Raw genomic sequence first — 24,433 nt, 5'->3', positions numbered from 1 at the left:
TACCCGCCGTAACAAGGTGATCGCCGGCCCATGTCCGCGGTCGTGAGTCTGGTGTGAGGCCGCTGCACTGGTCACATGACGGTAATCCGCCGCTATCGGGCGGTTGATGTCATAGGTTGTTGAGTATGACCCGCGTCACACCACCCGTACCGCCGAACCTCACGAGGAGCGACAGCGATGAATCTTGGTGACCTGACGAACATCGTCGAAAAGCCATTCGCGGCGGTGTCCAACATCATCAACACCCCCAACTCGGCGGGACGATATCGACCGTTCTATCTGAGGAATCTGGTGGAAGCGGTGCAGGGTCGTACCCTCAGGGACGCGGTCGAGGACAAGACGATCCTCATCACCGGGGGATCCTCGGGCATCGGTGCTGCGGCCGCCAAGAAGATCGCGGAGGCCGGCGGCGCGGTGGTGCTGGTCGCACGCACCCAGGAGAAGCTCGAAGAGGTTGCCGATCAGGTGCGGGGCAATGGCGGGACGGCCCACGTGTACCCGTGCGACCTGTCCGACATGGACGCCATCGCCGCAATGGCCGACAAGGTGCTCGCTGATCTCGGCGGCGTCGACATCCTGATCAACAACGCGGGCCGTTCGATTCGCCGTTCATTGGCGCTGTCCTACGACCGGATCCACGACTACCAGCGCACCATGCAGCTGAACTACCTCGGCGCGGTCCAGCTCATCCTCAAGTTCATCCCGGGGATGCGCGAACGCGGCTTCGGGCAAATCGTCAACGTTTCGTCGGTCGGCGTGCAGACGCGGGCGCCGCGCTTTGGTGCCTACATCGCCAGCAAGGCTGCGCTGGACAGCCTGTGCGACGCGCTGCAAGCCGAAGTCGTGACCGACGACGTCCGATTCACCACCGTGCACATGCCGCTGGTGCGCACTCCGATGATCGGCCCGACCACGATGTACGACCACTTCCCGGCGCTGACACCGGATCAGGCGGCCGGTGTGATCACCGACGCGATCGTGCACCGGCCCCGGCGGGCCAGCTCACCGTTCGGTCAGTTCGCCGCCGTCGCCGACGCCGTCAACCCGGCGGTGATGGACCGGGTGCGCAGCCGCGCCTTCGGCATGTTCGAGGACTCCGCTGCGGCCAAGGGCGCCGAATCCAAAACTGACGCAAAGACTTCCGAGCAATTCGACAAACGAAGCGAAACATTTGTCCGCGCGACCCGAGGGATCCATTGGTGATGTCATGAGCCTTCCGAAACCGAACAATCAGGCCACCGTCGTCATCACCGGCGCCTCCTCGGGCATCGGTAGCGAACTGGCCCGCGGCCTGGCCCGCCGCGGTTTCCCGCTGCTGCTGGTGGCGCGGCGCCGCGAGCGCCTCGACGAGCTCGCAAACGAGGTAGGCAAGGAATACTCCGTCGGGGTCGAAGTCATGCCGCTGGACCTCAGTGTCGCCGCGGCCCGCCGCAAATTGGCGGACCGGCTTCGCAACGAACCGATCGCCGGCTTATGCAACAGCGCCGGTTTCGGCACCAGCGGGGTCTTCTATGAGTTGCCGGTCGAACGCGAGAGTGAAGAGGTCACGCTCAATTCGCTCGTGTTGATGGAACTGACCCACGCGGCGTTGCCCGGCATGGTGGAGCGCGGCGCGGGCGCGGTGATGAACATCGCGTCGATCGCCGGATTCCAGCCGATCCCCTACATGGCGGTCTATTCGGCCACCAAGGCCTTCGTGCAGACGTTCTCCGAAGCCATCCACGAGGAGCTGCACGGCACGGGAGTCTCGGTAACGGTCCTGTGTCCGGGCCCGGTGCCCACCGAGTGGGCCGAGATCGCCAACGCCGAGCGGTTCAGCATTCCCGTTGCCCAGGTCTCGGCACAAGACGTCGCCGAAGCCGCGATCTGCGGCATGCTCGCCGGTAAACGCAGTGTGGTGCCCGGCGTCGTGCCCAAGGTCGTCAGCACCGGCGGCCGATACGTGCCGCGCACCCTGCTGCTGCCCGCGATCCGGATCGGCAACCGATTCCGCGGCGGGCCCAGCCGCTGATGGCCGCCGTCGACATGACGGCCGACATGCCGATGAGCCCGCAGGACATGTGGGACCACGTTGCGGACCTGTCGGGTCTGGGCGAGTGGCTAGTGATGCACGAGGGATGGCGCAGCGAGCTGCCCGACGAGATCACCGAGGGCATCCAGGTCATCGGCGTGGCACGTTCCAAAGGCCTGCGCAACCGGGTGACCTGGACGGTGACGACCTGGGACCCGCCGCACGAGGTCGCAATGTCGGGATCCGGCAAAGGCGGAACGAAATACGGCGTCCGGCTCACCGTGCAGCCCACCAAGGACGGGTCTGCCCTCGGCCTGCGCCTTGAGCTGGGCGGGCGCGCGCTGTTCGGTCCGGTCGGTTCAGCCGCGGCCCGCGCCGTCAGGGGGGACGTGGAGAAATCGCTGAAGCAGTTCGTCGAGCTCTACGGGTAGTGCTGGTGGCGATCGCAAGCGCGGCGGAGCCGGGCGCAGCGGGTCGCCACCGAATCATTGGCACGGCGATCGCAAGCGCGGCGGAGCCGGGCGCAGCGGGTCGCCACCGAATCATTGGCACGGCGATCGCAAGCGCGGCGGAGCCGGGCGCAGCGGGTCGCCACCGAATCATTGGCAGACACACTCCGCGACACGCCCGAAAGCCGTCGGTCCTCAGTCATAGACTGGCGTCCCTATGACCGTTCCGTCTGCTCCTCGCGCGAGCGCTCGTCGTGAGTCCTCGTTCGTGCACCTGCATAACCACACCGAGTACTCGATGCTGGACGGTGCCGCGAAGATTACGCCCATGCTTGCCGAGGTGGAGCGCCTGGGAATGCCCGCGATCGGGATGACCGATCACGGAAACATGTTCGGCGCCAGCGAGTTCTACAACGCGGCGGCCACGGCCGGGATCAAGCCGATCATCGGCGTCGAGGCCTACATCGCGCCGGCGTCACGCTTCGACACCCGGCGCATCACCTGGGGCGACCCCGGCCAGAAGGCCGACGACGTCTCGGGCGGCGGCTCCTACACGCACCTGACGATGGTCGCCGAGAACGCGACCGGACTGCGCAATCTGTTCAAGCTGTCCTCGCTGGCCTCCTTCGAGGGCCAGCTGAGCAAGTGGTCGCGCATGGACGCCGAACTGATCGCCGAACATGCCGAGGGCATCATCATCACCACCGGCTGCCCGTCGGGGGAGGTGCAGACGCGGCTTCGCCTGGGACAGCACCGCGAGGCGCTGGAGGCGGCCGCCAAGTGGCGCGAGATCGTCGGTGCCGACAACTACTTCCTGGAGTTGATGGACCACGGTTTGTCGATCGAACAGCGGGTCCGCGAGGGATTGCTGGAGATCGGCCGCAAACTCGGCATTCCGCCGCTGGCCACCAACGACTGCCACTACGTCACCCGCGACGCCGCCCACAACCACGAGGCGCTGCTGTGCGTGCAGACCGGCAAGACGCTGTCGGATCCGAACCGGTTCAAGTTCGACGGCGACGGCTACTACCTCAAGTCGGCCGCCGAGATGCGCCACATCTGGGACGACGAGGTTCCCGGCGCCTGCGACTCCACGCTGTTGATCGCCGAGCGGGTGCAGCCCTACGACGAGGTGTGGGAACCGCGCGACCGGATGCCGGTCTTCCCGGTGCCCGAGGGGCACGACCAGGCGTCCTGGCTGCGCCACGAGGTGGATGCCGGGCTGCGCCGGCGGTTTCCCGATGGCCCGCCCGACGGTTACGGCGCACGCGCGGCCTACGAGATCGACGTCATCTGCTCGAAGGGCTTCCCGTCCTACTTCCTGATCGTCGCCGACCTGATCAACTACGCGCGGTCGGTCGGCATCCGGGTCGGGCCGGGCCGGGGCTCGGCCGCGGGCTCGCTGGTGGCCTACGCCCTGGGCATCACCGACATCGACCCGATCCCGCACGGACTGCTGTTCGAGCGGTTCCTCAACCCCGAACGCACGTCAATGCCCGACATCGACATCGACTTCGACGACCGCCGCCGCGGCGAGATGGTGCGCTACGCCGCCGACAAATGGGGCCAGGACCGGGTCGCCCAGGTCATCACCTTCGGCACCATCAAAACCAAAGCGGCACTGAAGGATTCGGCGCGAATCCACTACGGCCAGCCCGGATTCGCCATCGCCGACCGCATCACCAAGGCGCTGCCGCCGGCGATCATGGCCAAGGACATTCCGCTGTCGGGCATCACCGATCCGAACCATGAGCGGTACAAGGAAGCTGCCGAAGTCCGGGGCCTGATCGAGACCGATCCCGACGTCCGCACCATCTACCAGACCGCGCGCGGCCTAGAGGGCCTGATCCGCAACGCCGGCGTGCACGCCTGCGCAGTGATCATGAGCAGCGAGCCGCTGACCGAGGCCATCCCGCTGTGGAAGCGACCGCAGGACGGGGCCATCATCACCGGCTGGGATTACCCGTCGTGTGAAGCCATCGGCTTGCTGAAGATGGACTTCCTGGGCCTGCGCAACCTGACGATCATCGGCGACGCGATCGAGAACATCAAGGCCAACAGGGGAATCGACCTCGACCTGGAATCGGTGCCGCTGGACGACAAGCCCACCTACGAGCTGCTGGGCCGCGGGGACACCCTGGGCGTGTTCCAGCTCGACGGCGGGCCGATGCGCGACCTGCTGCGCCGCATGCAACCGACCGGCTTCGAGGACATCGTCGCCGTGCTCGCGCTGTACCGGCCCGGCCCGATGGGCATGAACGCCCACAACGACTACGCCGACCGCAAGAACAACCGGCAGGCCATCAAACCCATTCACCCCGAACTCGCCGAGCCGCTGCGCGAGATCCTCGCCGAGACCTACGGCCTGATCGTCTACCAAGAGCAGATCATGCGCATCGCGCAAAAGGTGGCCAGCTACTCGCTGGCCCGAGCCGACATTCTGCGTAAGGCCATGGGCAAGAAGAAGCGTGAGGTGCTGGAAAAAGAGTTCGAGGGCTTCTCCGACGGCATGACGGCCAACGGCTTCTCGACGGGCGCGATCAAGGCGCTGTGGGACACCATCCTGCCGTTCGCCGACTACGCGTTCAACAAGTCCCACGCCGCGGGCTACGGCCTGGTCTCCTACTGGACCGCCTACCTGAAGGCCAATTATCCCGGCGAGTACATGGCCGGCCTGCTCACCTCGGTCGGCGACGACAAAGATAAGGCCGCGGTCTATCTCGCCGACTGCCGCAAGCTCGGCATCACGGTGTTGCCGCCGGATGTCAACGAATCCGGTCTGAACTTCGCGTCGGTGGGTGCCGACATCCGCTACGGGCTGGGTGCGGTGCGCAACGTCGGCGCCAACGTGGTGGGTTCGTTGATCCACACCCGGGGCGACAAGGGCAAATTCACCGACTTCTCGGACTACCTGAACAAGATCGACATCTCGGCCTGCAACAAGAAGGTCACCGAGTCGCTGATCAAAGCCGGCGCGTTCGATTCGCTGGGGCATTCGCGTAAGGGTCTTTTCCTGGTGCACACCGACGCAGTGGACTCGGTGCTGGGCACCAAGAAGGCCGAGGCGATGGGGCAGTTCGACCTGTTCGGCGGCGGCAGTGTTGATGGAGGCAGCGCCGGGGACCCTGTGTTCACCATCAAGGTGCCCGCCGACGAGTGGGAGGACAAACACAAGCTCGCTCTCGAGCGCGAGATGCTGGGCCTCTACGTGTCCGGGCATCCGCTCAACGGCGTCGCGCACCTGCTGGGTGCCCAGGTCGACACCGCCATTCCGGCGATCCTCGACGGTGATGTTGCCAACGACACTCAGGTGCGGGTGGGCGGCATCCTGGCTTCGGTCAACCGGCGGGTCAACAAGAACGGAATGCCTTGGGCGTCGGCTCAATTGGAAGACCTCACCGGCGGCATCGAGGTGATGTTCTTCCCGCACGCGTACTCCGCCTACGGCGCCGACATCGTCGACGACGCGGTGGTGCTGGTCAACGCCAAGGTCGCGGTCCGTGATGACCGGATCGCCCTGATCGCCAACGAGATTGTGGTGCCGGACTTTTCCAGCGCACGGGTGGACCGGCCGCTGGCGGTGAGCCTGCCCACCCGGCAGTGCACCCTCGACAAGGTGAGCGCGCTCAAGCAGGTGCTGGCGCGCCACCCCGGCACCTCGCAGGTGCATCTGCGGCTGATCAGCGGGGACCGGATCACCACCCTGGAGCTGGACGCCTCGCTGCGGGTGACACTCTCGCCAGCGCTGATGGGCGATCTGAAGGAGCTGCTCGGTCCGGGATGCTTGGGCGCCTAGCGGCACTCACAGTCGAATTTGTCGAATTCGACTGTGCGGTGACGGCGTCGAGCGTGCGTTCTGGGCGGAATTTCGGCCGGTTTTCCGCCCAGGATGCGCAGTCGATCGTGTGCGTCTGTTCAAGGCCCTATCCTTGGCAAATCGGGTGGGCGTACTCGAGATCAAGGGGCCCGGATGACAACCGCGGATTCCAAGGCGGATTCCACGTGCTCAGCGTGTGGAACGGAACTGCGGGCGAGTGCGCGATTCTGTGATGGCTGTGGGTCGCCGGTGGCGCCGCAGAAATCGGCCGAGTACAAGCAAGTGACGGTGTTGTTCGCCGACGTGGTGCGCTCGATGGACATCGCGGCGGCGCTCGGTGCGGAACGCTTGCGCGAGATCATGACGAAACTGTTCGACCGCTGCGCGGCGACGGTACATCGCTACGGCGGCACCGTGGACAAGTTCACCGGCGACGGCATCATGGCGGTTTTCGGGGCGCCGATTGCGCTGGAGGATCACGCGCTTCGCGCGTGTCTGACGGCCCTGGACATCCAGAAAGAGATGCGCGGGCTCACCGCGGAGGTGCAGGCCAGAGACGGCATCGATGTCCAATTGCGGGTGGGGTTGAACTCGGGCGAGGTGATTGCGGGCGAGATCGGCTCCGGCACATGGAGTTACACCGCGGTTGGTCATCAGGTCGGCATGGCCCAGAGGATGGAATCCGTGGCGCCGCCCGGCGGAGTGATGCTCAGCCAGTCCACGGCGCGTCTGGTCGCGCATGCCACCATGCTCGGCGAACCGCAAAAGGTCCACATCAAGGGGGCCGACGAGCCGGTGGTTGCGCGCCCGTTGCTGTCCATGGGGACGGGGCGCCAGCCCATAGGCCGGTGGGCGTCGACGCTCGTCGACCGCAGGTGGGAACTGGCCACACTGACCGCGATGCTGGATCAGTCGACGCAGGGCCGCGGTTGCGTGGTGCGGGTGGTCGGCCCCGCCGGTATCGGCAAGAGCCGCATCGTCGCCGAGACCGCGGCGATCGCGGCGAGCCGCAGTATCCAGGTGCTGTCGACGTACTGTGAGTCGCACACCAGCGAAGTCCCGTTCCTGGTGCTGGCACGGCTGCTGCGGGCGGCGTTCGGGGTGGATGGCCTCGGCGAGGACCAGGCGCGTGCCGCGTTGCGCGATAGGATTCCCGGCGCTGACGAAGCCGACCGCGTGCTTCTCGAGGACACGCTCGGCATCCGCGACCCCGCCGCCAAGCTGCCCGACATCGCCCCCGACGCGCGACGGCGGCGGTTGACAGCGCTGGTGAACGCGGCGGCGCTGGCCAGGAAGACCCCCTGTGTTTATGTCATCGAAGACGTCCACTGGATCGATCCGAGCAGTGAGTCGCTGCTGGCCGATTTTTTGACTGTTGTTCATCAGACTCATTCGTTGGTGCTGATCACCTATCGCTCGGAGTATCGGGGCGAGCTGGGCCAAACGGCCGGGGCGCAAACGATTTCGCTTGCGCCACTTGATATTTCAGATACAACGGTGCTGGTAACGCAGTTGTTGGGTGCCCATCCCTCGGTTGCCGGGCTGGCCGCGCAGGTCGCCGAACGCGCGGCCGGGAACCCGTTTTTTGTCGAGGAGATCGTGCGCGACCTGTGCGATCGAGGCGTGCTCGGGGGCGTGCGCGGCGCCCACGTGAGTGCCGGCGGTTTGACCGATGTGATTGTGCCGGCCACCCTGCAGGCAGCGATCGCCGCGCGCATCGACCGCCTGGACGGCGCGGCGAAACAGACGCTGTACGCCGCGGCGGTGATCGGCTTCCGCTTCCGCGCCGACCTGCTGGCGACCCTCGCCGATTGCACAACGCTGCACGGGTTGGTGCAGGCCGAGCTTGTCGATCAGGTGACGTTCACACCGGTCGAGGAGTACGCATTCCACCAGCCGTTGATCCGTACGGTGGCCTATCGATCCCAGCTCAAGGCGGGCCGCGCCGCGCTGCACAGGCGGGTGGCCGCGGCGATCGCGGAGCGCGACCCGGCGTTGGCTGAGGAGAACGCGGCGCTGATCGCCGAGCATCTGGAGCTGGCCGGTGATCTGCAGGAGGCGTTCGGGTGGCACATGCGCGCCGCAACCTGGCTGACTCGCCGCGACGTGCAGGCGGCGCGAACGGCCTGGCAGCGTGCCCGCCACGTTGCCGACCAGCTGCCGGCGGACGCGGTCGGCCGGGCCGCGATGCGGATCTCGCCCCGGTCCCTGCTGTGCGTCAGCGCCTGGCGGGTCGGCGGCAGCGTCGACGACACGGGCTTCGAAGAACTGCATGAACTGGCGACCGCCGCCGGCGACAAGGCGTCGCTGGCGATCGGCATGGCCGGACAGGTGTTCGCGCTCGCCGTCTACGGGCGTTATCAGGAGGCGTGCAGGCTGGTCCCGGAATTGCTCAACGTCGGCGACTCCGTCGGCAATCCGACGCTGACGGACGCGCTGCTGATGGCGGCACTCACCGCGAGGTTCGGAACCGGTGAGCTGACCGAAGTCATGCGCCTGTCGCAGCGGATCATTGACGACGCCGACGCGGATCCGCAGCGGGGCAATTTCCTCATCGATTCACCGCTGACGGTCGCGCTGATGATGCAAGCCGCTGCGGGGATGTGCAAGGGCGTCCCGGCGTGGAAGGACGACGTCGGCCGAGCGGTCCCCATGTGCGCCGAGTTCGAGCCCGGCGTGCGGGCGGCGCTGCTTCTCTACGTCTACGGGATTGGCGTCGCCAACGGGCTGCTCCTTCCCGACGCGGCGATGCTGAGTGAGTCGGCCGAGGCGCTTCGCGTCGCCGAGGAGCGGGGTGACGAGTTCGCGCTGGCATTGGCCAGGTTCCTGGGCGGCCTCATCCTGGCGCAACGTGACGGCCCGCAGCGCGCGGAGGGGTTCGAATTGCTTGCGCAGTCACGCGAAACCGCCCTCCGGGACCGGGTCAACCAGGCGGCGTTGCAGCAGCTCAAGGTCGAACGCGCCAAAGAGGAGGCCCGCACCGGTGACCTCGACGCCGCGGTGGCACGGCTGCGTGCGGTCATCGAGGAACAATTCCGCAGCGATGCGGTGATGTTCCTCGGCGCCGGCGTCACCGCGTTCGTGGAAGCACTGCTGCAGCGCGGTGGCGAGGCCGACGTCAGCGAGGCGGCTGGCGCGATCGAGCGGCTGGGCGCGGTGTCCACCGAGCCGGACTTCGTGTTGTTCGACGTTGCGCTGTTGCGCCTGCGCGCATTGCTTGCGCGCGCCCGCGGCGACGAGGCCTCCTATCGCGACTTCGCCGAGCGGTACAAGGCGACGGCCGCGTCGTTCGGCTTCGAAGGGCACATGGCGCTCGCTGAGGTCTTGTAGCTTGGACAACACAGCTCCGGCGCCACGGAGAACGGAGAGAACGGAAATGACGACAACCGAGCGTCCCGCCACCATGTGCGAGGCATTCCAGCGCACCGCGGCGATCGATCCCGACGCCGTCGCACTCCGAACGCCCGGTGGCACTGCCACGTTGACGTGGCGAGAGTATGCGGAGCAGGTGCGCAAGGTGGCCGCCGGTTTGGCGGGATTGGGCGTTCGGCGGGGCGACACGGTTTCGCTGATGATGGCCAACCGGATCGAGTTCTACCCACTCGAGGTCGGCGCCCAACACGTCGGCGCCACTTCGTTTTCGGTGTACAACACGCTGCCCGCCGAACAACTGACCTACCTGTTTGAGAACGCCGGCACGAAGGTCGCGATCTGCGAGGAGCAGTACGTCGACCGCATTCGCGCCAGCGGCGCACCCATGGAGCACATCGTCTGCATCGACGGTTCGCCCGCTGGAACGCTGTCGGTCGACGACCTCTACGCAGCCGCCGCAGCGCATTTCGACTTCGGGTCGGCGTGGCGGGCGGTGCAACCCGACGACATCGTCACCCTCATCTACACATCCGGTACCACCGGAAACCCCAAGGGCGTGGAGATGACCCACACCAACCTGCTGTTCGAGGGTTACGGCTTGGACGCCGTGTTGGGAATCCATTTCGGTGATCGCATCACCTCGTTTCTGCCGTCGGCGCACATCGCCGACCGGATGACCGCCCTGTACGGCCAGGAGATGTTCGGCACCCAGGTCACCGTGGTGTCCGACGGGCGCGCGATCGCCGCCGCCCTGCCCGACGTGCGGCCCACGGTGTGGGGCGCGGTGGCCCGGGTATGGGAAAAGCTCAAGGCCGGAATCGAATTCACTGTCAGCCACGAGCAGGACGACGCGAAGCGCCAGGCCATGGAGTGGGCGATGTCGGTGGCTGCCAAACGCGGTGACGCGGTGCTTGCCGGCGAGCCGATGTCCGACGAAGTCGCGGCCGAATGGGCCGATGCCGACGAGTTGGTGTTATCGAAGATCCGCGAGCAGCTTGGCTTTTCAGAACTGCGGTGGGCAATCTCGGGCGCGGCTCCGATCCCGAAGGAGACGTTGGGCTTCTTCGCCGGGATCGGCATCCCGATCGCCGAGGTGTGGGGAATGTCCGAGTTGACCTGCGCCGCAACCGCCAGTCATCCTCGCGACGCGCGCCTGGGCACCGTCGGCAAGCTGCTTCCGGGGCTAGAGGGCAAGATCGCCGACGACGGAGAGTACCTGGTTCGCGGCCCGCTGGTGATGAAGGGCTATCGCAGGGAACCGGCCAAGACCGCAGAGGCGATCGACGCCGACGGCTGGCTGCACACCGGCGACATCTTCGACGTCGACGCGCAGGGTTATCTGCGGGTGGTCGACCGTAAGAAGGAGTTGATCATCAACGCGGCCGGAAAGAACATGTCCCCGGCCAACATTGAGAACACCATCCTGGCCGCGTGCGACATGGTCGGGGTGATGATCGCGATCGGCGACGGGCGGCCGTACAACACCGCGCTCATGGTTTTCGACGCCGACTCGGTCGGCCCGTTTGCGGCCCGGCACGGCCTGCCCGACGCCTCGCCCGCGGCCCTGGCGGCCGACCCGCAGGTGATCGCCCGCATCGCCGCCGGTGTCGCCGCGGGCAACGCGAAACTTTCTCGGGTGGAACAGATCAAACGCTTCCGTGTATTGCCGACGGTGTGGGAGCCCGGCGGTGACGAGATCACGCTCACGATGAAGCTCAAGCGCAAGCCGATCTTCGCGAAGTACGCCGCCGAGATCGAGGATCTCTACAGTGGTGACCTGCATCCGGAGGTCCACGAGCCCCTTGAACCTAACGTCGCTGAAACGGTGCAACCGGCGTGAACGGGGGACGGGTAACGGTCGCGCGAGAGCTGGGCCGCGCCGGGGTACGAAAGATGCTGCAGCGCACCGGAATCATCGAGGAATCGGTGACGCCGTTGCCGACCGATCCGTCCGAGGTGGTCCAGCTGCTGGACGCGTCGTGGTATGAGGAGCGACTGCAGAAGCTCGCGGCCGAACTCGGGCGCGACCCCGAAAGCGTGCGCGCCGAGGCCGCGGGCTACCTGCGCGAGATGGCGGCCTCGTTTGACGAGCGGGCTGTGGAAGCCTGGCGCGGATTCAGCCGCTGGCTCATGCGGGCCTACGACGTGCTCGTCGACGAGGACCAGATCGCCGCGCTGCGCAAGCTGGACCGCAAAGCGACGTTGGCGTTCGCCTTTTCGCATCGTTCCTACCTGGATGGCACGCTGCTGCCCGAGGTGATTGGGACCAATCGGCTCACGTCCGCGCTCACCTTCGGCGGCTCGAACCTGAACTTCTTCCCGATGGGCGCATGGGCCAAGCACACCGGGACGATCTTCATCCGTCGCCAGACCAAAGACATTCCCGTCTACCGGTTCGCGTTGCGCGCTTACACCGCGCAGTTGGTGCAAAACCACGCCAACCTGACCTGGTCGATCGAGGGGGGCCGGACCAGGACCGGCAAGTTGCGGCCTCCGGTGTTCGGGATCCTGCGCTACATCGCTGACGCCGTCGACGAAATCGACGGTCCCGAAGTGTATTTGGTGCCGACTTCCATCGTGTACGACCAGCTGCACGAGGTGGAGGCGATGACCACCGAGGCCTACGGTGGCGTGAAACGGCCCGAAGACCTCCGCTTCCTGGTCCGGCTCGCGCGACAGCAAGGCGAGCGGCTCGGCCGCGCGTACCTGGACTTCGGCGAACCGCTGCCGCTGCGCAAACGCCTGGAGGAGTTGCGCGCCTTGGATACCTCGACTTCGGGCACCGGGACCGAAATCGAGCGCATCGCCCTGGACGTGGAGCACCGGATCAACCGCGCGACGCCCGTCACCCCTACCGCGGTGGTGAATCTCGCGCTGCTGGGTGCCGACCGCTGGTTGTCGATTGGCGAGGTGCTGGCCACGGTGCGACCGCTGGCGAGTTACATCGCGGCGCGGAACTGGGCGGTGGCCGGCGCCGCCGATCTCACGAATCGCTCGACGATCCGGTGGACCCTGCACCAGCTCGTGGACTCCGGCGTGGTGGAGGTCTATGACGCCGGAACCGAAGCGGTCTGGGGCATCTGCGAGGACCAGCATTTGGTTGCGGCGTTTTACCGCAACACCGCGATCCACATCCTGGTCGACCGCGCGGTCGCCGAGACGGCGTTGTTGGCGGCCACTGAAATCTCCGAGACTGCTGAAACGTCGGGGGACGGCTCGGTTTTGCCGACGACCGTGCGAGACGAGGCGCTGAGGCTGCGCGAGTTGCTGAAATTCGAATTCCTGTTCTCGGCACGCGCGCAGTTCGAGAAAGACCTCGCCGACGAGGTACGCCTGATCGGCCACGTCGAAGACACCACCAAGTCCGTCGCTGCCGCCGACGTGCGGGGGCTGCTGGAATCGGCGGATCTGCTGCTGGCACACCTGGTTTTGCGTCCGTTCCTGGACGCCTACCACATCGTGGCCGACCGGTTGGCCAGCTACGAGTACGAGTCGTTCGACGAGGGAACCTTCCTGCAGGAGTGCCTTCAGGTGGGCAAGCAGTGGGAGCTGCAACGCAGAATCGCCAGTGCCGAGTCGAGGTCGATGGAACTGTTCAAGACCGCATTGCGGTTGGCCCGGCATCGTGAGCTGATCGACCGCTTCGACGACCCCGACATTGCCGAGCGACGACGGGAATTCGCCGATGAGATCGCCACCGCCATCCGACGGGTCAACACCATCGCCGAGCTGGCCAGAACGCGGTAACCATACAACCTGTTGGTCTGCGGGCCGGCGAACTATCCGAAGGACGCCGTGTCTCCGTTGGAGGCATCGTCGAAACCGACTGGGCAAGCGCGAGCTTCAGCATGAACTGGAAATTCACCCGCAAGCTGATGCCGGTGCGATTCGAGGTCGACGAGCTGATCTGCATGATCGTCCCGCAGCGCCGGGCGCCGGGCCGACCTTGAAGAGTTCGCCTCCGAACTCAGGCGCATCGAGTCCGACGAAGATCTGCAACGCAAGTATGAGCTCTTCCTTCGCTCACGTGACGAGGAAGGGATGGCCAAGGCGACGGCGGATGTAGCCGCGGGAGAGCGGGTGCAGTGGCAGGGCGACTACACGCGGGGCAGGCACAGGGACGGCGAGGCCGGGGCAGACGATCACCAGACTCGCCGTCATCTGCGTTCATTTCAGCAACACGGTGAGCCATAGGACCGCGGGGGCCGGTCCGCGGTCGTCGTAGAGTGGTTGCTATGCCGCTTTCAGGTGAATACGCACCCAGCACCTCGGACTGGGCTCGTGAACAAGCCGACAAGTACGCGGAATCCGGCGGAACCGACGGCACCGAGTTGAATGGCAGGCCCGTCATCCTGCTGACCACGGTCGGGGCCAAGACCGGCAAGCTTCGCAAGACGCCGCTGATGCGGGTCGAGCACGACGGCGAGTACGCAATCGTCGCCTCGCTCGGCGGGGCACCGAAGAACCCGGTCTGGTACTACAACGTCGCCAAGAACCCGCGGGTCGAGCTGCAGGACGGTACCGTCAACCGCGATTACGACGCCCGCGAGGTTTCCGGTGACGAGAAGGCCGTGTGGTGGGAGCGCGCGGTGGCGGCCTTTCCGCCCTACGCCGAGTACCAAGAAAAGACCGGCCGCGAGATTCCGCTGTTCGTGCTGACTCCGGTGAGCTGAATTGCCTGCTGGGTGGCATGGCACCATTGATCGGTGTCCGCTGAACTGAGCCAGACTGAGTCACCGCTGCCTCCGCTGTGCGCGGCGGACATCGACAGCGCGGCGAAGCGGATCGCTCCGGTGGTCAGGCCGACCCCGCTGCAGCTCAGCGATCGGTTATCGGCGATCACCGGCGCGCAGGTCTACCTCAAACGCGAAGACCTCCAGGTGGTGCGCTCGTACAAGCTGCGCGGCGCCTACAACCTGTTGGTGCAGCTGACCGACGAGGAGACGGCCGCCGGCGTGGTCTGCTCCTCGGCAGGCAACCACGCGCAGGGCTTCGCGTATGCATGCCGGACGCTGGGCGTGCACGGTCGCGTCTATGTGCCCGCCAAAACGCCCAAACAGAAGCGTGACCGGATCCGCTACCACGGCGGGGAGTTCATCGAGCTGATCGTGGGCGGGTCGACCTACGATCTGGCCGCCGAGGCTGCGCTCGAGGACGTCGAGCGCACCGGCGCCACGCTGGTGCCGCCGTATGACGACCCACGCACCATGGCCGGCCAGGGCACCATCGCCGTCGAAGTGCTTGAGCAACTCGACAAGCTTGGTGGGGAGCCCGACCTGGTGGTGGTCCCCGTCGGCGGTGGCGGCTGCATCGCCGGCATCACCACCTACCTGGCCGAGCGGACCGCTAATACCGCGGTGCTGGGTATCGAGCCGGCCGGCGCCGCCGCGATGATGGCCGCGCTGGCCGCCGGCGAGCCGGTGACGCTGGACCATGTCGACCAGTTCGTGGACGGCGCAGCGGTGCGGCGGGCGGGGACGCTGACCTACGCCGCGCTGGCTGCCGCCGGTGACATGGCGTCGATCACCACCGTCGACGAGGGCGCGGTGTGCACCGCGATGCTGGACCTCTACCAGCACGAGGGCATCATCGCGGAGCCGGCGGGTGCGCTCTCGGTGGCCGGGCTGTTGGAAACCGACGTCGAACCCGGGTCGACCGTGGTGTGCCTGATCTCGGGCGGCAACAACGACGTATCGCGCTACGGCGAGGTGCTGGAGCGCTCGCTGATCCATCTGGGCCTCAAGCACTACTTCCTGGTGGACTTCCCGCAGGAGCCGGGCGCGTTGCGCCGGTTCCTCGACGAGGTGCTCGGGCCCAACGACGACGTCACCCTCTTCGAGTACGTCAAGCGCAACAACCGGGAGACCGGTGAGGCGCTGGTGGGGATCGAGCTGGGATCGGCCGCGGATCTCGATGGACTGCTGGCCCGGATGCGGGCGACGGAGATTCACGTCGAGACCCTCGAGCCCGGTTCTCCCGCCTACCGCTACCTGCTGTAACGGGGTGGCTGCGCCGGCGCGAGCGTGCGCAGTTGTACGGGTTTTACGGCGTGTCTCCGTGCAAACACGCCCGCTCGCGACTAACGCGAGTAGGGCGTGAGGTATGACGGCACCGGGGTCGCGGGATCGAGGTCGTCCGATGGCACCGGTGTACCGGCCGTCAGGCTCAGCGGCACCACGCCGGCCCAGTAGGGCAGTGCGATATCTTCCGGCTCATCGGCCGGGCCGCCGGTGCGCACCTTGGCCGAAACCTCGACGAGGTCCAGGGCGAGTACCGCGGTTGCGGCGAGTTCGCGCGCGTTCGGGGCCCTGCAATCGGCGGCGCGCCCCGGCGCGATGTGATCGATAAGCGACCCCAGCGCCCGCAGCTTCTCGGCGGGGTCTTCGACCGGGCGGGCATCGCCGATTACCACCACCGAGCGATAGACCAGCGAATGATGCAGCGCCGCGCGGGCAAACACCAACCCGTCGACCAGGGTGGCGGTGACACAAACGGGCAGGCCAGAGCCAGCCTTGGCGGCGAGCATCGGGCCGCTGCCGGTGGAGCCGTGAAGGTACAGGGTTTCGCCGCGGCGGGCGTGCGTCGTCGGCAACACCACCGGCCTACCAGCGTTGACATAGCCGAGGTGACAGATCAGCGACTCGTCGAGGATGCGATGGACGACCTCGCGGTCGTAGCTGGCGCGTTCCCGGTAGCGGGTGGGCGTGGTTCGTGCTGTGGGTCGGTATGCCCTTGACGTCCTTGCCATGGATTGCCTTTAATATTGTTCTAGTACATAATGATCTGCGTGCCAGTACAATATACGATAGCGGGTGCGGGTGCGGAATCGATAGCAGCCAACGTCGAAGAGGCGATCTCCGGGGGCGCGCTGGCGCCCGGAGACGCGCTGCCACCGATCCGCGAACTGGCCGGTCGGCTCGGGGTGAACGCCAACACCGTCGCCGCGGCCTACCGTCTGCTGCGCGATCGCGGCGCCGTCGAAACCGCCGGGCGGCGCGGCACCCGGGTGCGGCACCGGCCGGCAACCACACCCCGGTCGCTGCTCGGGCTCGACGTGCCCGCGGGGGCGCGCGATCTGTCGACCGGCAACCCGGACCCGGCGTTGCTGCCCATCGCGGACGCCCGCTTCCCGCAGGCCGGCTCCGGCGCACCGCTGCTCTACGGGCAGCCGCCGATGTCGCCCGAGTTGATCGATCACGCCCGCGCAACGCTGGCCGCGGACGGTGTTCCCGCCGAACATCTCGCGGTGACCAGCGGGGCGCTGGATGGCATCGAGCGGGCGCTCAGCGCGCATCTGCGCCCCGGCGACCGAGTGATCGTCGAGGACCCCGGCTGGGCGAACCTGCTGGACCTGCTTGCGGCGCTGGGACTTTCGGCCGAGCCGGTCCGGGTCGACGACGACGGGCCGCTGGTTGCCGATATGGCGCGGGCGCTGGGTCGCGGGGCGCGGGCGCTCATCGTCACCACCCGTGCGCAAAACCCCACCGGCGCCGCGCTATCCGCGGATCGCGCCGGCGCGCTGCGGGGCCTGCTGGCCGGCCGGCCCGATGATCTGCTGCTTGTCGAGGACGACCACTGCGCGGGCATCTCCGGGGCGCCCCTGCACACGTTGGCCGGGTCGACTCGCCATTGGGCCTTTGTGCGATCGGCGTCGAAGGCCTACGGGCCCGACCTGCGGCTCGCCGTCATGGCCGGCGACCGTCGCACCGTCGAGCGGGTGCACGGACGACTGCGGCTGGGACCGGGCTGGGTGAGCCATCTACTGCAAAATCTCGCGGTCGGCTTGTGGTCCGACGACGCCGCCACCCGCCTGATCGGTCAGGCGGAGGAGCAATACACCGGCAATCGCCTGCGGTTGTGTGCCGCGCTGGCCGAGCGCGGGTTGCGGGCCCATGGCCGGTCCGGCCTCAACGTCTGGATCCCGGTGCCCGACGAGACGGTTGCCATCACCCGATTGCTCGGCGCGGGCTGGGCCGCGGCGCCGGGAACGCGGTACCGGATTCGCACCGAGCCCGGGATCCGCATCACCGTCGCCGACCTGACCGGAAACGAGATCGATCCGCTCGCCGACGCGGTCGCAGAGGCGGTGCTCAGCACCGGCCGTCGTTACGTGTGAGCACAATTGGTGTATGTCGCGCACTAACATCGACATCGACGACGAGCTTGCCGCCGAGGTAATGCGCAGGTTCGGCCTCACCACCAAGGAAGCGGCCGTTGACCTGGCGTTGCGACGTTTGGTCGGCCTGCCGTTGACCCGTGAGTTCCTGCTCGGGCTCGAAGGGGTCGGGTGGGAGGGTGAACTCGACGACGTGCGAAGCGAACGGCCCGACTAATTTCGATGATCCTGGTCGACACGTCCGCCTGGATCGAATACTTTCGCGCCACCGGATCAGCCGCTGCAATCGAGGTACGCCGGCTGCTCTCCGACGCAACTGGTCAGATCGCTGTCTGCGAACCCATCGCGGTGGAGATCTTGTGCGGAGCGACCAACGAGCTCACGCGACGCTTGAACGGCTGGTAAACGGCTTGCCCTCGTTGGCCGTTGACAATGCGGTCGACTTTCGAACCGCCGCAGATATCTATCGTGCTGCCCGGCGCGCCGGCAAACAATTCGAAGCATCAACGACTGTCTCATCGCCGCGGTCGCGATCCACCACGGTGCCCGTGTTGTCCACTGCGACAAAGACTTCGATGTCATCGCGCAAATAACCAGTCTGGAGACGGGATCGTTCCGGTGACGTGTGCCTCGCGTCAGGCCGGTTCGATTTGTAGTAGCGATTCGTCGTTGGCCCGAAAGATCGGCTCAAGTGGTACAGCGAATCGTTCGGCCATTTCGGTCAACGATTTTGACCACAGCCGGTCGGCCGGGCAGATCGGGCCCAGCCCAGGTCCGGTCAGCAGCAACGCCACCGTAGTGCCAGATGCCATGTCGTCGAGCAGTACGCGCAGTCCCAACATGAGTTGCTTTAGCATCCGGGCGCGCGGGCGGGGACCGACGGCGAGGTGGCTGAGGGTCTTGGTCAGGCAATGATCCGGCCCGAGAAAGCCGAACCACAGCAGTCTTTCGCCAAATCCCAGCGGTCCCATCAGGGCTCGCCACCGCTGACGCAGGTCGGCGGCTGAATGCACCGGGTCGGTAGCGGTCTCCATGGGCGGGATGGGCAGCAGCTCGGAATGACTCATAAGCGAAGCATCGGCGGTTGGCCGCGATCCCGCTAATCAGGTATCCACAGCACGTTGGTTGCTGCGCGACCGACCAATAGACGGACTCTGCAATGCGGTATCACATACGACATCGCATTTAGAAATTGCCTAATGGGCGGCGGGCGGGTACTGGTGTGGCGCAAGTGATTACTGAGTTCACAGCAACCGCCGATCGTGAATGACTGCGCGGTAGATCGAAATCGAGCCGCTGACCGTCTCGAACACGTGGGTTTCCTCGACACTGGCAAAACCCACATCGGCCATCAGTTCGGGCAGTACGCCCTGCGCGTTGGGCTCGGTGTTCTCGAATCCGTCGCCCTCTTGAACGAGGCGAAACCGCTTGCGCATCTTGGGGGTGCGTTGCAGCCCATAATCGGCGACGTGCAAGCTGCCGCCGGGTTGCAGCGCTTCGTGGATCGCGGCCAGGCCGGCGTGCTTTTCCTCAATCGGCACCTGATGAAACACCAATGACGACAACACCTTCGTGACACCGCGTCCTGCTAACAGATCGGCGGCGTCACGCAGGTATCCGGCCAGCAGCTCCACCGGTGGTGTTACCCCGGCAAGCTTGGCCCGGGCCCGTCGGCGAATCGCCTCGTCCGGATCGATCCCGATCAGCATCGCCACCGGGCATGCGCGCGCCACCAGCCGTAGCTGGGTGCCCGTGCCACACCCGATGTCGGCGATGACGTCGCCGGGCGACGGGGAGATCTGGGCGAGCAGTGCCGGCCGCCAGCGCCGAGCACTTGTCAACAGGAAGCTCAATGCGTCGTAGGTCCACAACTGCGGCGCTGCGGGTACGAAGTCGTTCGCGGGTTGCTCGGCCATGCCACTGGTCACCCTTCCACACCGATGCCGGCGGCGCGGGCGACTTCGCCGTAGGCAGCTGCCAGGCGATCCAACGACGCGTGGGCGTTGCGCCCGCTCGGATTGGGCACTACCCACAGTTCAGAGGCCGGGTAAGGCGACATCTGTTTCCCCGCCTTGGCCAGCGGCTGGCCAAAGGCCTTCCGGTAGGCGGTGATCCCCAAGATGGCAACGATCCGGGGCGAGAACTCCCGCACAACGTTGGCCAGCCGCTGCGATCCATAGACGAGTTCACCAACCGTCAGCTCTTCTGCGCTAGCGGTCGCTCTCTCAACGAGGCCGGTGATGCCGATTCCACGGCGCAATAGGTATTCTCGGTCGGCGGTCGCGAACCCTGACGAGGCGTCGATGAGGTGGTCGGTGATGCCGGCGCGGAAAAGTGCCGGATAGAACCGATTGCCGCGGGGAGCGAAGTGAGCCTGGACCGCGACGCTGCGCAAGCCCGGGTTGATCCCCACAAACAGCAGTCGCACGTCGTGAGATATCAAGTCCGGCAGGGTTTTACCGCTAAAACCCTGCAATTCGACGCGGCTGAACCCAACGGGCATTGCAGCATTTTATCCCGGGACCACCCGGCGACATCCGGCGAGCAGTCCCCCGCAAGCGGGAGGTACCCCCAGCAAAGGCGCCCGACACCGCGGCGTGTCGCGGACTTTTACGTCTGCTCGGGCAGTGAACGCAGTATCGCGAACGAATGTGCGGGCAGCTCGGTGGTGTCGCCATCGACCTTCGGCTCTCCCCAGGCGAGCAGCACATCGCCGGTGACCGGCACGGTCGCCGGTTCGGCACCCAGATTGCACACGATGCGCAATCGGCCGCGGGACAACGTGATCCAGTCCTGCTTCTCGTCGTAGTCCACGACCAGGTGGTTCAGCCAGGGGTCGGCCAGGTCGGGCTCGTTGTGCCGCAGGGCGATCAGATCGCGATAGAGCCGGTGCAGCCGGGCGTGTTCGCCGGCGCCGACCTCCGCCCAGTTCAGCTTGGAGCGCTGGAAGGTTTGCGGATCCTGCGGGTCGGGGATGTCGTTGGCGTCCCAGCCGTGCTCGGCGAACTCGGCTTTGCGTCCCTCGGCAGTGGCGCGGGCCAGCTCCGGCTCGGGGTGCGAGCTGAAGAATTGGAACGGAGTCGACGCCCCCCATTCCTCGCCCATGAAAAGCATTGCGGTATAAGGTGATCCAAGAGCAAGTGCGGCTTTGATCGCCAGTTGCCCCCCGGTGAGATTCTGCGAGGGGCGGTCCCCGAGGGCGCGATTGCCGACCTGGTCATGGGTGCAGGTGTAGGCAAGCAGCCTGGTGGCCGGGATCCGTGCTGTGTCCAACGGCCTGCCGTGGCGGCGCCGCCGGAACGACGAGTAGGTGCCGGCGTGAAAGAAGCCGTGCCGCAGCGTCTGGGCCAGCGTGGCCAGCGAGCCGAAGTCCGCGTAGTAGCCTTGCCGCTCACCGGACACGGCGGTGTGGATGGCGTGATGGATGTCGTCGTCCCACTGCGCGGTAAGCCCATAGCCGCCTTGATCGCGCGGGCTGATCAGCCGCGCGTCGTTGAGGTCACTTTCGGCGATCAGCGACAACGGGCGGCCCAACTGTGTTGACAGCCAGTCGGTCTCGGTGGCCAGTTCCTCGAGGATATGGACGGCGGTGGTGTCCACCAGTGCATGCACGGCGTCCAAGCGCAGGCCGTCGGCGTGGAAGTCGCGCATCCAGCGCAGCGCGCATCCGATGATGTAGCGCCGCACCTCGTCGGAGTCGGCGTCGGCGATGTTGATGCCTTCACCCCAGGGGTTGCTCGCCGAGGACAGGTACGGGCCGAAACGTGGCAGATAATTGCCGGACGGTCCGAAGTGGTTGAATACCGCGTCGATCACCACACCCAGCCCGCGGGCGTGGCACGCGTCGACGAGCCGCACCAGTCCGTCGGGGCCGCCGTAGGGTTCGTGCACGCTGTACCACAGCACGCCGTCATAGCCCCAACCGTGTGTGCCGGAGAAGGAATTGACCGGCATCAGTTCGACGAAGTCGATCCCGAGATCGACCAGATAGTACAGCTTTTCGATGGCGGAGTCGAACGTGCCCGCGGGGGTAAAGGTGCCGATGTGCAGCTCGTAGATCACCGCGCCCTCGACCGAACGCCCGGTCCAACCCGCGTCGGTCCAGGCGGCTGAAGTGGCCGAGCCGGCATCCCAGAGTTGCGAGCGCTCGTGCACGCCGTCGGGCTGGCGGGCCGACCGTGGGTCGGGCAGCACCGTGGGGTCGTCGTCGAGCAGGTATCCGTAGCGGGCGTCGGGTGGCGTGTCGACGGTCGCGTGCCACCAGCCGTCATCCGAACGGCTCATCGCGTGCACCGCACCGTCTGTGCCGTCTAGGTCGAGCCGCACCAGCTCGGGTTTGGGTGCCCACAACCGGAATTCACTCATGACCGCGCACCAACAGCACGACCGGCAGCTCGGCGAACAACTCGGCGGCCGACGTCGGCCCGCTGGCCATGGCGCCGGTGAGCGTGTCGGTCCAGGAGCCGTCGGGTAGCGGCACCACCGTGTTACCCCAGCCGGTGTCGGCCAGCCGGACCGTCCAGCGGGTCACCGCGACCAGGATGTCCTCACCGCGGCGAAACGCTACTACGTGATCTCCCGCCGAGCCGGTGGCGAGTACCGGGAGATACTCGCCGTGCAGAAAGCTCTCGGGATGGGAGCGGCGCAGCCGAAGCGCTGTGGTGACGACCCGGATCTTCGGATGCTGCAGCTCTTCCAGGGCGGCTCGGCGGGCGCCATAGCCCACCGGGCGGCGGTTGTCCGGGTCGACCAGGCTGTCGTCCCACAGCTCGGTGCCCTGGTAGACATCGGGTATACCGGGCACGGTCAACGCGAGTAGCTTCTGGCCCAGCGCGTCGCTTGCTGCATGCGGATTGAGTTGGGCGACAAGTTCGGTCAGCCCTCGAGCCACCGGACCGTCAAGCACGGTATCCAGCCAACGGTGCACCGCATCTTCGAACGCGGCGTCCGGATCATTCCATGAGGTGTGCCAGGCGGCCTCCCGGATGGCCTTTTCGGTGTACGCGTGCAGCCGCTCGCGCAGCCCGGCGGTGACCTCACCGCTGACCGGCCACACCCCGAAGATGTTCTGCCACAAGAATTGTCCGGTCGCGACATCGGGGGAGGGGGCTTCGATTTCCCAGCGGGCGACGAATTCGGTCCACAGCGACGGCACCTGCGACAGCACGCCGATGCGGGCGCGCACGTCTTCGCCGCGTTTGGTGTCGTGGGTGGTCAGCGTCGTCATCGCCTGCGGCCACATCCGGGCGCGGGTGGCGGCGCGGTGATGAAATTCCGCGACGCCGACGCCGAAGCGGTGTGGTTCCCCGCCAACCTCGTTGAGCGACACCAGCCGGGCATCGCGGTAGAAGAGGCAGTCCTCGACGGCCTTGGCGGTCACCGCACCGCACAGTTGCTGCAGCCGCGTGGAGGGTTCGCCGCCACGGGCCAACGCCGCGGCGATCACCTGCAGCGCGGGCCCGAATTCCGGTGCCGCCGCCTGGGTTTCGGCCAGCGCGCCGGGCAGGATCGCGGACAGGCCCGGGTAATCGCTGCGGTATACTCCGATATGGCTCAGCAATGCGGCCACCGCCTCGGGCAGCAGCGGATGGTCGGTGCCCGCGGCCACCACGATACTGCGCCGCAGCCTGCGCAGTTCGCTGGCCAGCGTGTCGGTGGCCACGCGGATCTTGAGCTCTGCCAGCATCGCCGACATGGCGTGATAGTCGTGACATTCCATACCGGCGGATTCCACGAGCGCCGTGAGCGCTGGCTCTCCGTTCGGATCGACGAAAACTCCGCCCACTTCCCGCAGCGCGTCGTAGCCGGTGGTTCCGGCGACCGGCAGGCTGGGGTCCAGCGCCTCGTCGACGGCCAGGATCTTCTCGATCACGATCCAGGCGTCCGGGCCGAGCAATTCGCGCAGCCACGCCAAATAGCCACCGGGATCGGATAATCCGTCCGGGTGGTCGATGCGCACGCCGTCGACGAGGCCCTCGGTGAACCAGCGGGCGACTTCGGCGTGGCTGGCGTCGAACACCACGCGCTCCTCCTGACGCAGCCCGGCCAGCGAGGTGATCGCAAAGAAACGGCGATACCCGCAGACCCCGTTCCGCCAGCCCACCAACCGGTAGTGCTGGCGGTCGTGCACCTGCGCACCGGCGCCGCCTGAAGTACCGGGGGCGATCGGCAGCGCCAGGTCCCCCAGCCGCAGCAGGTCTCCGTCGACTTTCAGGTCGGCGACATCGTCGTCGGAACCCAACAGCGGCAGCACGATTCGGCCCTGCGGGTCAAGGTCCCAGTCGATATCGAAGAATGCCGCGTAGGCCGACGAGCGGCCGTGCCGCAGCACGTCGAACCACCACGGGTTCTGCTCGGGCTTGTCGATGCGCACGTGGTTGGGCACGATGTCGACCACCAGGCCCATGCCACGCGCCCGGGCCGCCGCCGACAGCCGCGCCAGGCCATCGGGGCCGCCCAGTTCCGCCGATACCGTCGTCGGGTCGGTGACGTCATATCCGTGGGTCGACCCGGCGGCCGCGGTCATGATCGGGGACAGGTACAGATGCGAGACCCCGAGCTCGTCGAGGTAGTCCAGCAGGTTTTCGGCATCGGCGAAGGTGAACCCGAATCCGCTCAGCGGGCCACGCAGCTGTAACCGGTAGGTGGACAGCACCGGAAAAGTCATG

General features: G+C 66.7%; 17 protein-coding genes and 2 pseudogenes. 13 read left to right on the top strand and 6 right to left on the bottom strand.

Annotated elements, in window-relative coordinates; genetic code table 11:
• Positions 1-177 precede the first annotated feature (177 nt).
• The 10 genes and pseudogenes from ACLP9N_RS12655 (at position 178) to ilvA (ending at position 15,648) form a co-directional block, all read left to right on the top strand.
• Positions 178-1,203 (top strand): SDR family NAD(P)-dependent oxidoreductase, encoded by a 1,026-nt coding sequence (locus ACLP9N_RS12655; RefSeq protein WP_442407730.1) that lies wholly within the window; start codon positions 178-180, stop codon positions 1,201-1,203.
• A gap of 4 nt (positions 1,204-1,207) precedes the next feature.
• The gene (locus ACLP9N_RS12650) at positions 1,208-2,011 is read left to right on the top strand and encodes an SDR family NAD(P)-dependent oxidoreductase (RefSeq protein WP_442407729.1); all 804 of its coding nucleotides are present in this window, start codon (positions 1,208-1,210) and stop codon (positions 2,009-2,011) included.
• Positions 2,011-2,442: a type II toxin-antitoxin system Rv0910 family toxin gene (locus ACLP9N_RS12645; protein ID WP_442407728.1), complete on the top strand. Its 432-nt coding sequence runs from the start codon at positions 2,011-2,013 to the stop codon at positions 2,440-2,442. The genes ACLP9N_RS12650 and ACLP9N_RS12645 overlap by 1 nt, the downstream gene beginning before the upstream one ends.
• A gap of 235 nt (positions 2,443-2,677) precedes the next feature.
• The gene (gene dnaE, locus ACLP9N_RS12640; RefSeq protein ID WP_442407727.1) at positions 2,678-6,256 is read left to right on the top strand and encodes a DNA polymerase III subunit alpha; all 3,579 of its coding nucleotides are present in this window, start codon (positions 2,678-2,680) and stop codon (positions 6,254-6,256) included.
• A 270-nt stretch (positions 6,257-6,526) separates the two neighbouring features.
• Positions 6,527-9,607, top strand: coding sequence for an ATP-binding protein (locus ACLP9N_RS12635; RefSeq protein ID WP_442407726.1), 3,081 nt, complete (start codon positions 6,527-6,529; stop codon positions 9,605-9,607).
• A gap of 46 nt (positions 9,608-9,653) precedes the next feature.
• On the top strand, positions 9,654-11,489 hold the full coding sequence (fadD11, locus tag ACLP9N_RS12630) for a fatty acid--CoA ligase FadD11 (protein WP_442407725.1): 1,836 nt from the start codon (positions 9,654-9,656) through the stop codon (positions 11,487-11,489).
• Entirely contained in the window at positions 11,486-13,396 is a 1,911-nt protein-coding gene (locus ACLP9N_RS12625; RefSeq protein ID WP_442407724.1) for a lysophospholipid acyltransferase, read from the top strand. Before fadD11 ends, ACLP9N_RS12625 begins: the two co-directional genes overlap by 4 nt.
• A 3-nt stretch (positions 13,397-13,399) precedes the next feature.
• Positions 13,400-13,843 (top strand): annotated as a pseudogene (locus tag ACLP9N_RS12620) (DUF6065 family protein); the annotation flags it as partial.
• A gap of 41 nt (positions 13,844-13,884) precedes the next feature.
• Positions 13,885-14,322 carry a nitroreductase family deazaflavin-dependent oxidoreductase gene (locus ACLP9N_RS12615; protein ID WP_442407723.1) on the top strand — a complete coding sequence of 146 codons (438 nt, stop codon included), beginning with the start codon at positions 13,885-13,887 and terminating at the stop codon, positions 14,320-14,322.
• A 33-nt stretch (positions 14,323-14,355) separates the two neighbouring features.
• Positions 14,356-15,648 (top strand): threonine ammonia-lyase, encoded by a 1,293-nt coding sequence (ilvA, locus tag ACLP9N_RS12610; protein ID WP_442407722.1) that lies wholly within the window; start codon positions 14,356-14,358, stop codon positions 15,646-15,648.
• Between the two features lie 80 nt (positions 15,649-15,728).
• On the opposite strand, the gene ACLP9N_RS12605 is transcribed toward ilvA, so the two are convergent.
• The gene (locus ACLP9N_RS12605; RefSeq protein ID WP_442407721.1) at positions 15,729-16,397 is read right to left on the bottom strand and encodes a pyridoxamine 5'-phosphate oxidase family protein; all 669 of its coding nucleotides are present in this window, start codon (positions 16,395-16,397) and stop codon (positions 15,729-15,731) included.
• 39 nt (positions 16,398-16,436) lie between these two features.
• On the opposite strand from ACLP9N_RS12605, the gene ACLP9N_RS12600 reads away from it, so the two are divergent.
• The 3 genes and pseudogenes from ACLP9N_RS12600 to vapC all read left to right on the top strand — a co-directional run bounded on the left by ACLP9N_RS12600 (position 16,437) and on the right by vapC (position 18,387).
• On the top strand, positions 16,437-17,765 hold the full coding sequence (locus tag ACLP9N_RS12600) for an aminotransferase class I/II-fold pyridoxal phosphate-dependent enzyme (RefSeq protein WP_442407720.1): 1,329 nt from the start codon (positions 16,437-16,439) through the stop codon (positions 17,763-17,765).
• 13 nt (positions 17,766-17,778) lie between these two features.
• Complete coding sequence (locus ACLP9N_RS12595; protein ID WP_442407719.1) at positions 17,779-17,982, top strand: type II toxin-antitoxin system VapB family antitoxin; 204 nt, start codon at positions 17,779-17,781, stop codon at positions 17,980-17,982.
• Positions 17,983-17,987: 5 nt separating this feature from the next.
• Positions 17,988-18,387 (top strand): annotated as a pseudogene (gene vapC, locus ACLP9N_RS12590) (type II toxin-antitoxin system VapC family toxin).
• Positions 18,388-18,400: 13 nt separating this feature from the next.
• On the opposite strand, the gene ACLP9N_RS12585 reads toward vapC, so the two are convergent.
• From ACLP9N_RS12585 to treY, 5 genes are all read right to left on the bottom strand, one after another.
• Positions 18,401-18,832, bottom strand: coding sequence for a hypothetical protein (locus ACLP9N_RS12585; RefSeq protein WP_442407718.1), 432 nt, complete (start codon positions 18,830-18,832; stop codon positions 18,401-18,403).
• Positions 18,833-19,009: 177 nt separating this feature from the next.
• Positions 19,010-19,681 (bottom strand): class I SAM-dependent methyltransferase, encoded by a 672-nt coding sequence (locus tag ACLP9N_RS12580; protein ID WP_442407717.1) that lies wholly within the window; start codon positions 19,679-19,681, stop codon positions 19,010-19,012.
• 8 nt (positions 19,682-19,689) lie between these two features.
• The gene (locus ACLP9N_RS12575) at positions 19,690-20,268 is read right to left on the bottom strand and encodes a mismatch-specific DNA-glycosylase (protein ID WP_442407716.1); all 579 of its coding nucleotides are present in this window, start codon (positions 20,266-20,268) and stop codon (positions 19,690-19,692) included.
• A gap of 107 nt (positions 20,269-20,375) precedes the next feature.
• Complete coding sequence (treZ, locus tag ACLP9N_RS12570) at positions 20,376-22,130, bottom strand: malto-oligosyltrehalose trehalohydrolase (protein WP_442407715.1); 1,755 nt, start codon at positions 22,128-22,130, stop codon at positions 20,376-20,378.
• Entirely contained in the window at positions 22,123-24,432 is a 2,310-nt protein-coding gene (treY, locus tag ACLP9N_RS12565; protein ID WP_442407714.1) for a malto-oligosyltrehalose synthase, read from the bottom strand. Before treY ends, treZ begins: the two co-directional genes overlap by 8 nt.
• Between the last annotated feature and the right edge of the window lies 1 nt (position 24,433).

Origin of the sequence: Mycobacterium sp. (assembly GCF_052144515.1) — a bacterium.
Classification (GTDB): Bacteria; Actinomycetota; Actinomycetes; order Mycobacteriales; family Mycobacteriaceae; genus Mycobacterium.
The sequence above is the reverse complement of the archived record's forward strand: the minus strand, read 5'-3'. Positions and strand labels throughout refer to the sequence as shown.

Coding starts and splice junctions, on each gene's coding strand:
- ACLP9N_RS12655 (WP_442407730.1), top strand. CDS start 178: ATGAATCTTGGTGACCTGACGAACATCGTCGAAAAGCCATTCGCGGCG.
- ACLP9N_RS12650 (WP_442407729.1), top strand. CDS start 1,208: ATGAGCCTTCCGAAACCGAACAATCAGGCCACCGTCGTCATCACCGGC.
- ACLP9N_RS12645 (WP_442407728.1), top strand. CDS start 2,011: ATGGCCGCCGTCGACATGACGGCCGACATGCCGATGAGCCCGCAGGAC.
- dnaE (WP_442407727.1), top strand. CDS start 2,678: ATGACCGTTCCGTCTGCTCCTCGCGCGAGCGCTCGTCGTGAGTCCTCG.
- fadD11 (WP_442407725.1), top strand. CDS start 9,654: ATGACGACAACCGAGCGTCCCGCCACCATGTGCGAGGCATTCCAGCGC.
- ACLP9N_RS12615 (WP_442407723.1), top strand. CDS start 13,885: ATGCCGCTTTCAGGTGAATACGCACCCAGCACCTCGGACTGGGCTCGT.
- ACLP9N_RS12605 (WP_442407721.1), bottom strand. CDS start 16,397: ATGGCAAGGACGTCAAGGGCATACCGACCCACAGCACGAACCACGCCC.
- ACLP9N_RS12595 (WP_442407719.1), top strand. CDS start 17,779: ATGTCGCGCACTAACATCGACATCGACGACGAGCTTGCCGCCGAGGTA.
- ACLP9N_RS12585 (WP_442407718.1), bottom strand. CDS start 18,832: ATGAGTCATTCCGAGCTGCTGCCCATCCCGCCCATGGAGACCGCTACC.
- ACLP9N_RS12580 (WP_442407717.1), bottom strand. CDS start 19,681: ATGGCCGAGCAACCCGCGAACGACTTCGTACCCGCAGCGCCGCAGTTG.
- ACLP9N_RS12575 (WP_442407716.1), bottom strand. CDS start 20,268: ATGCCCGTTGGGTTCAGCCGCGTCGAATTGCAGGGTTTTAGCGGTAAA.
- treZ (WP_442407715.1), bottom strand. CDS start 22,130: ATGAGTGAATTCCGGTTGTGGGCACCCAAACCCGAGCTGGTGCGGCTC.
- treY (WP_442407714.1), bottom strand. CDS start 24,432: ATGACTTTTCCGGTGCTGTCCACCTACCGGTTACAGCTGCGTGGCCCG.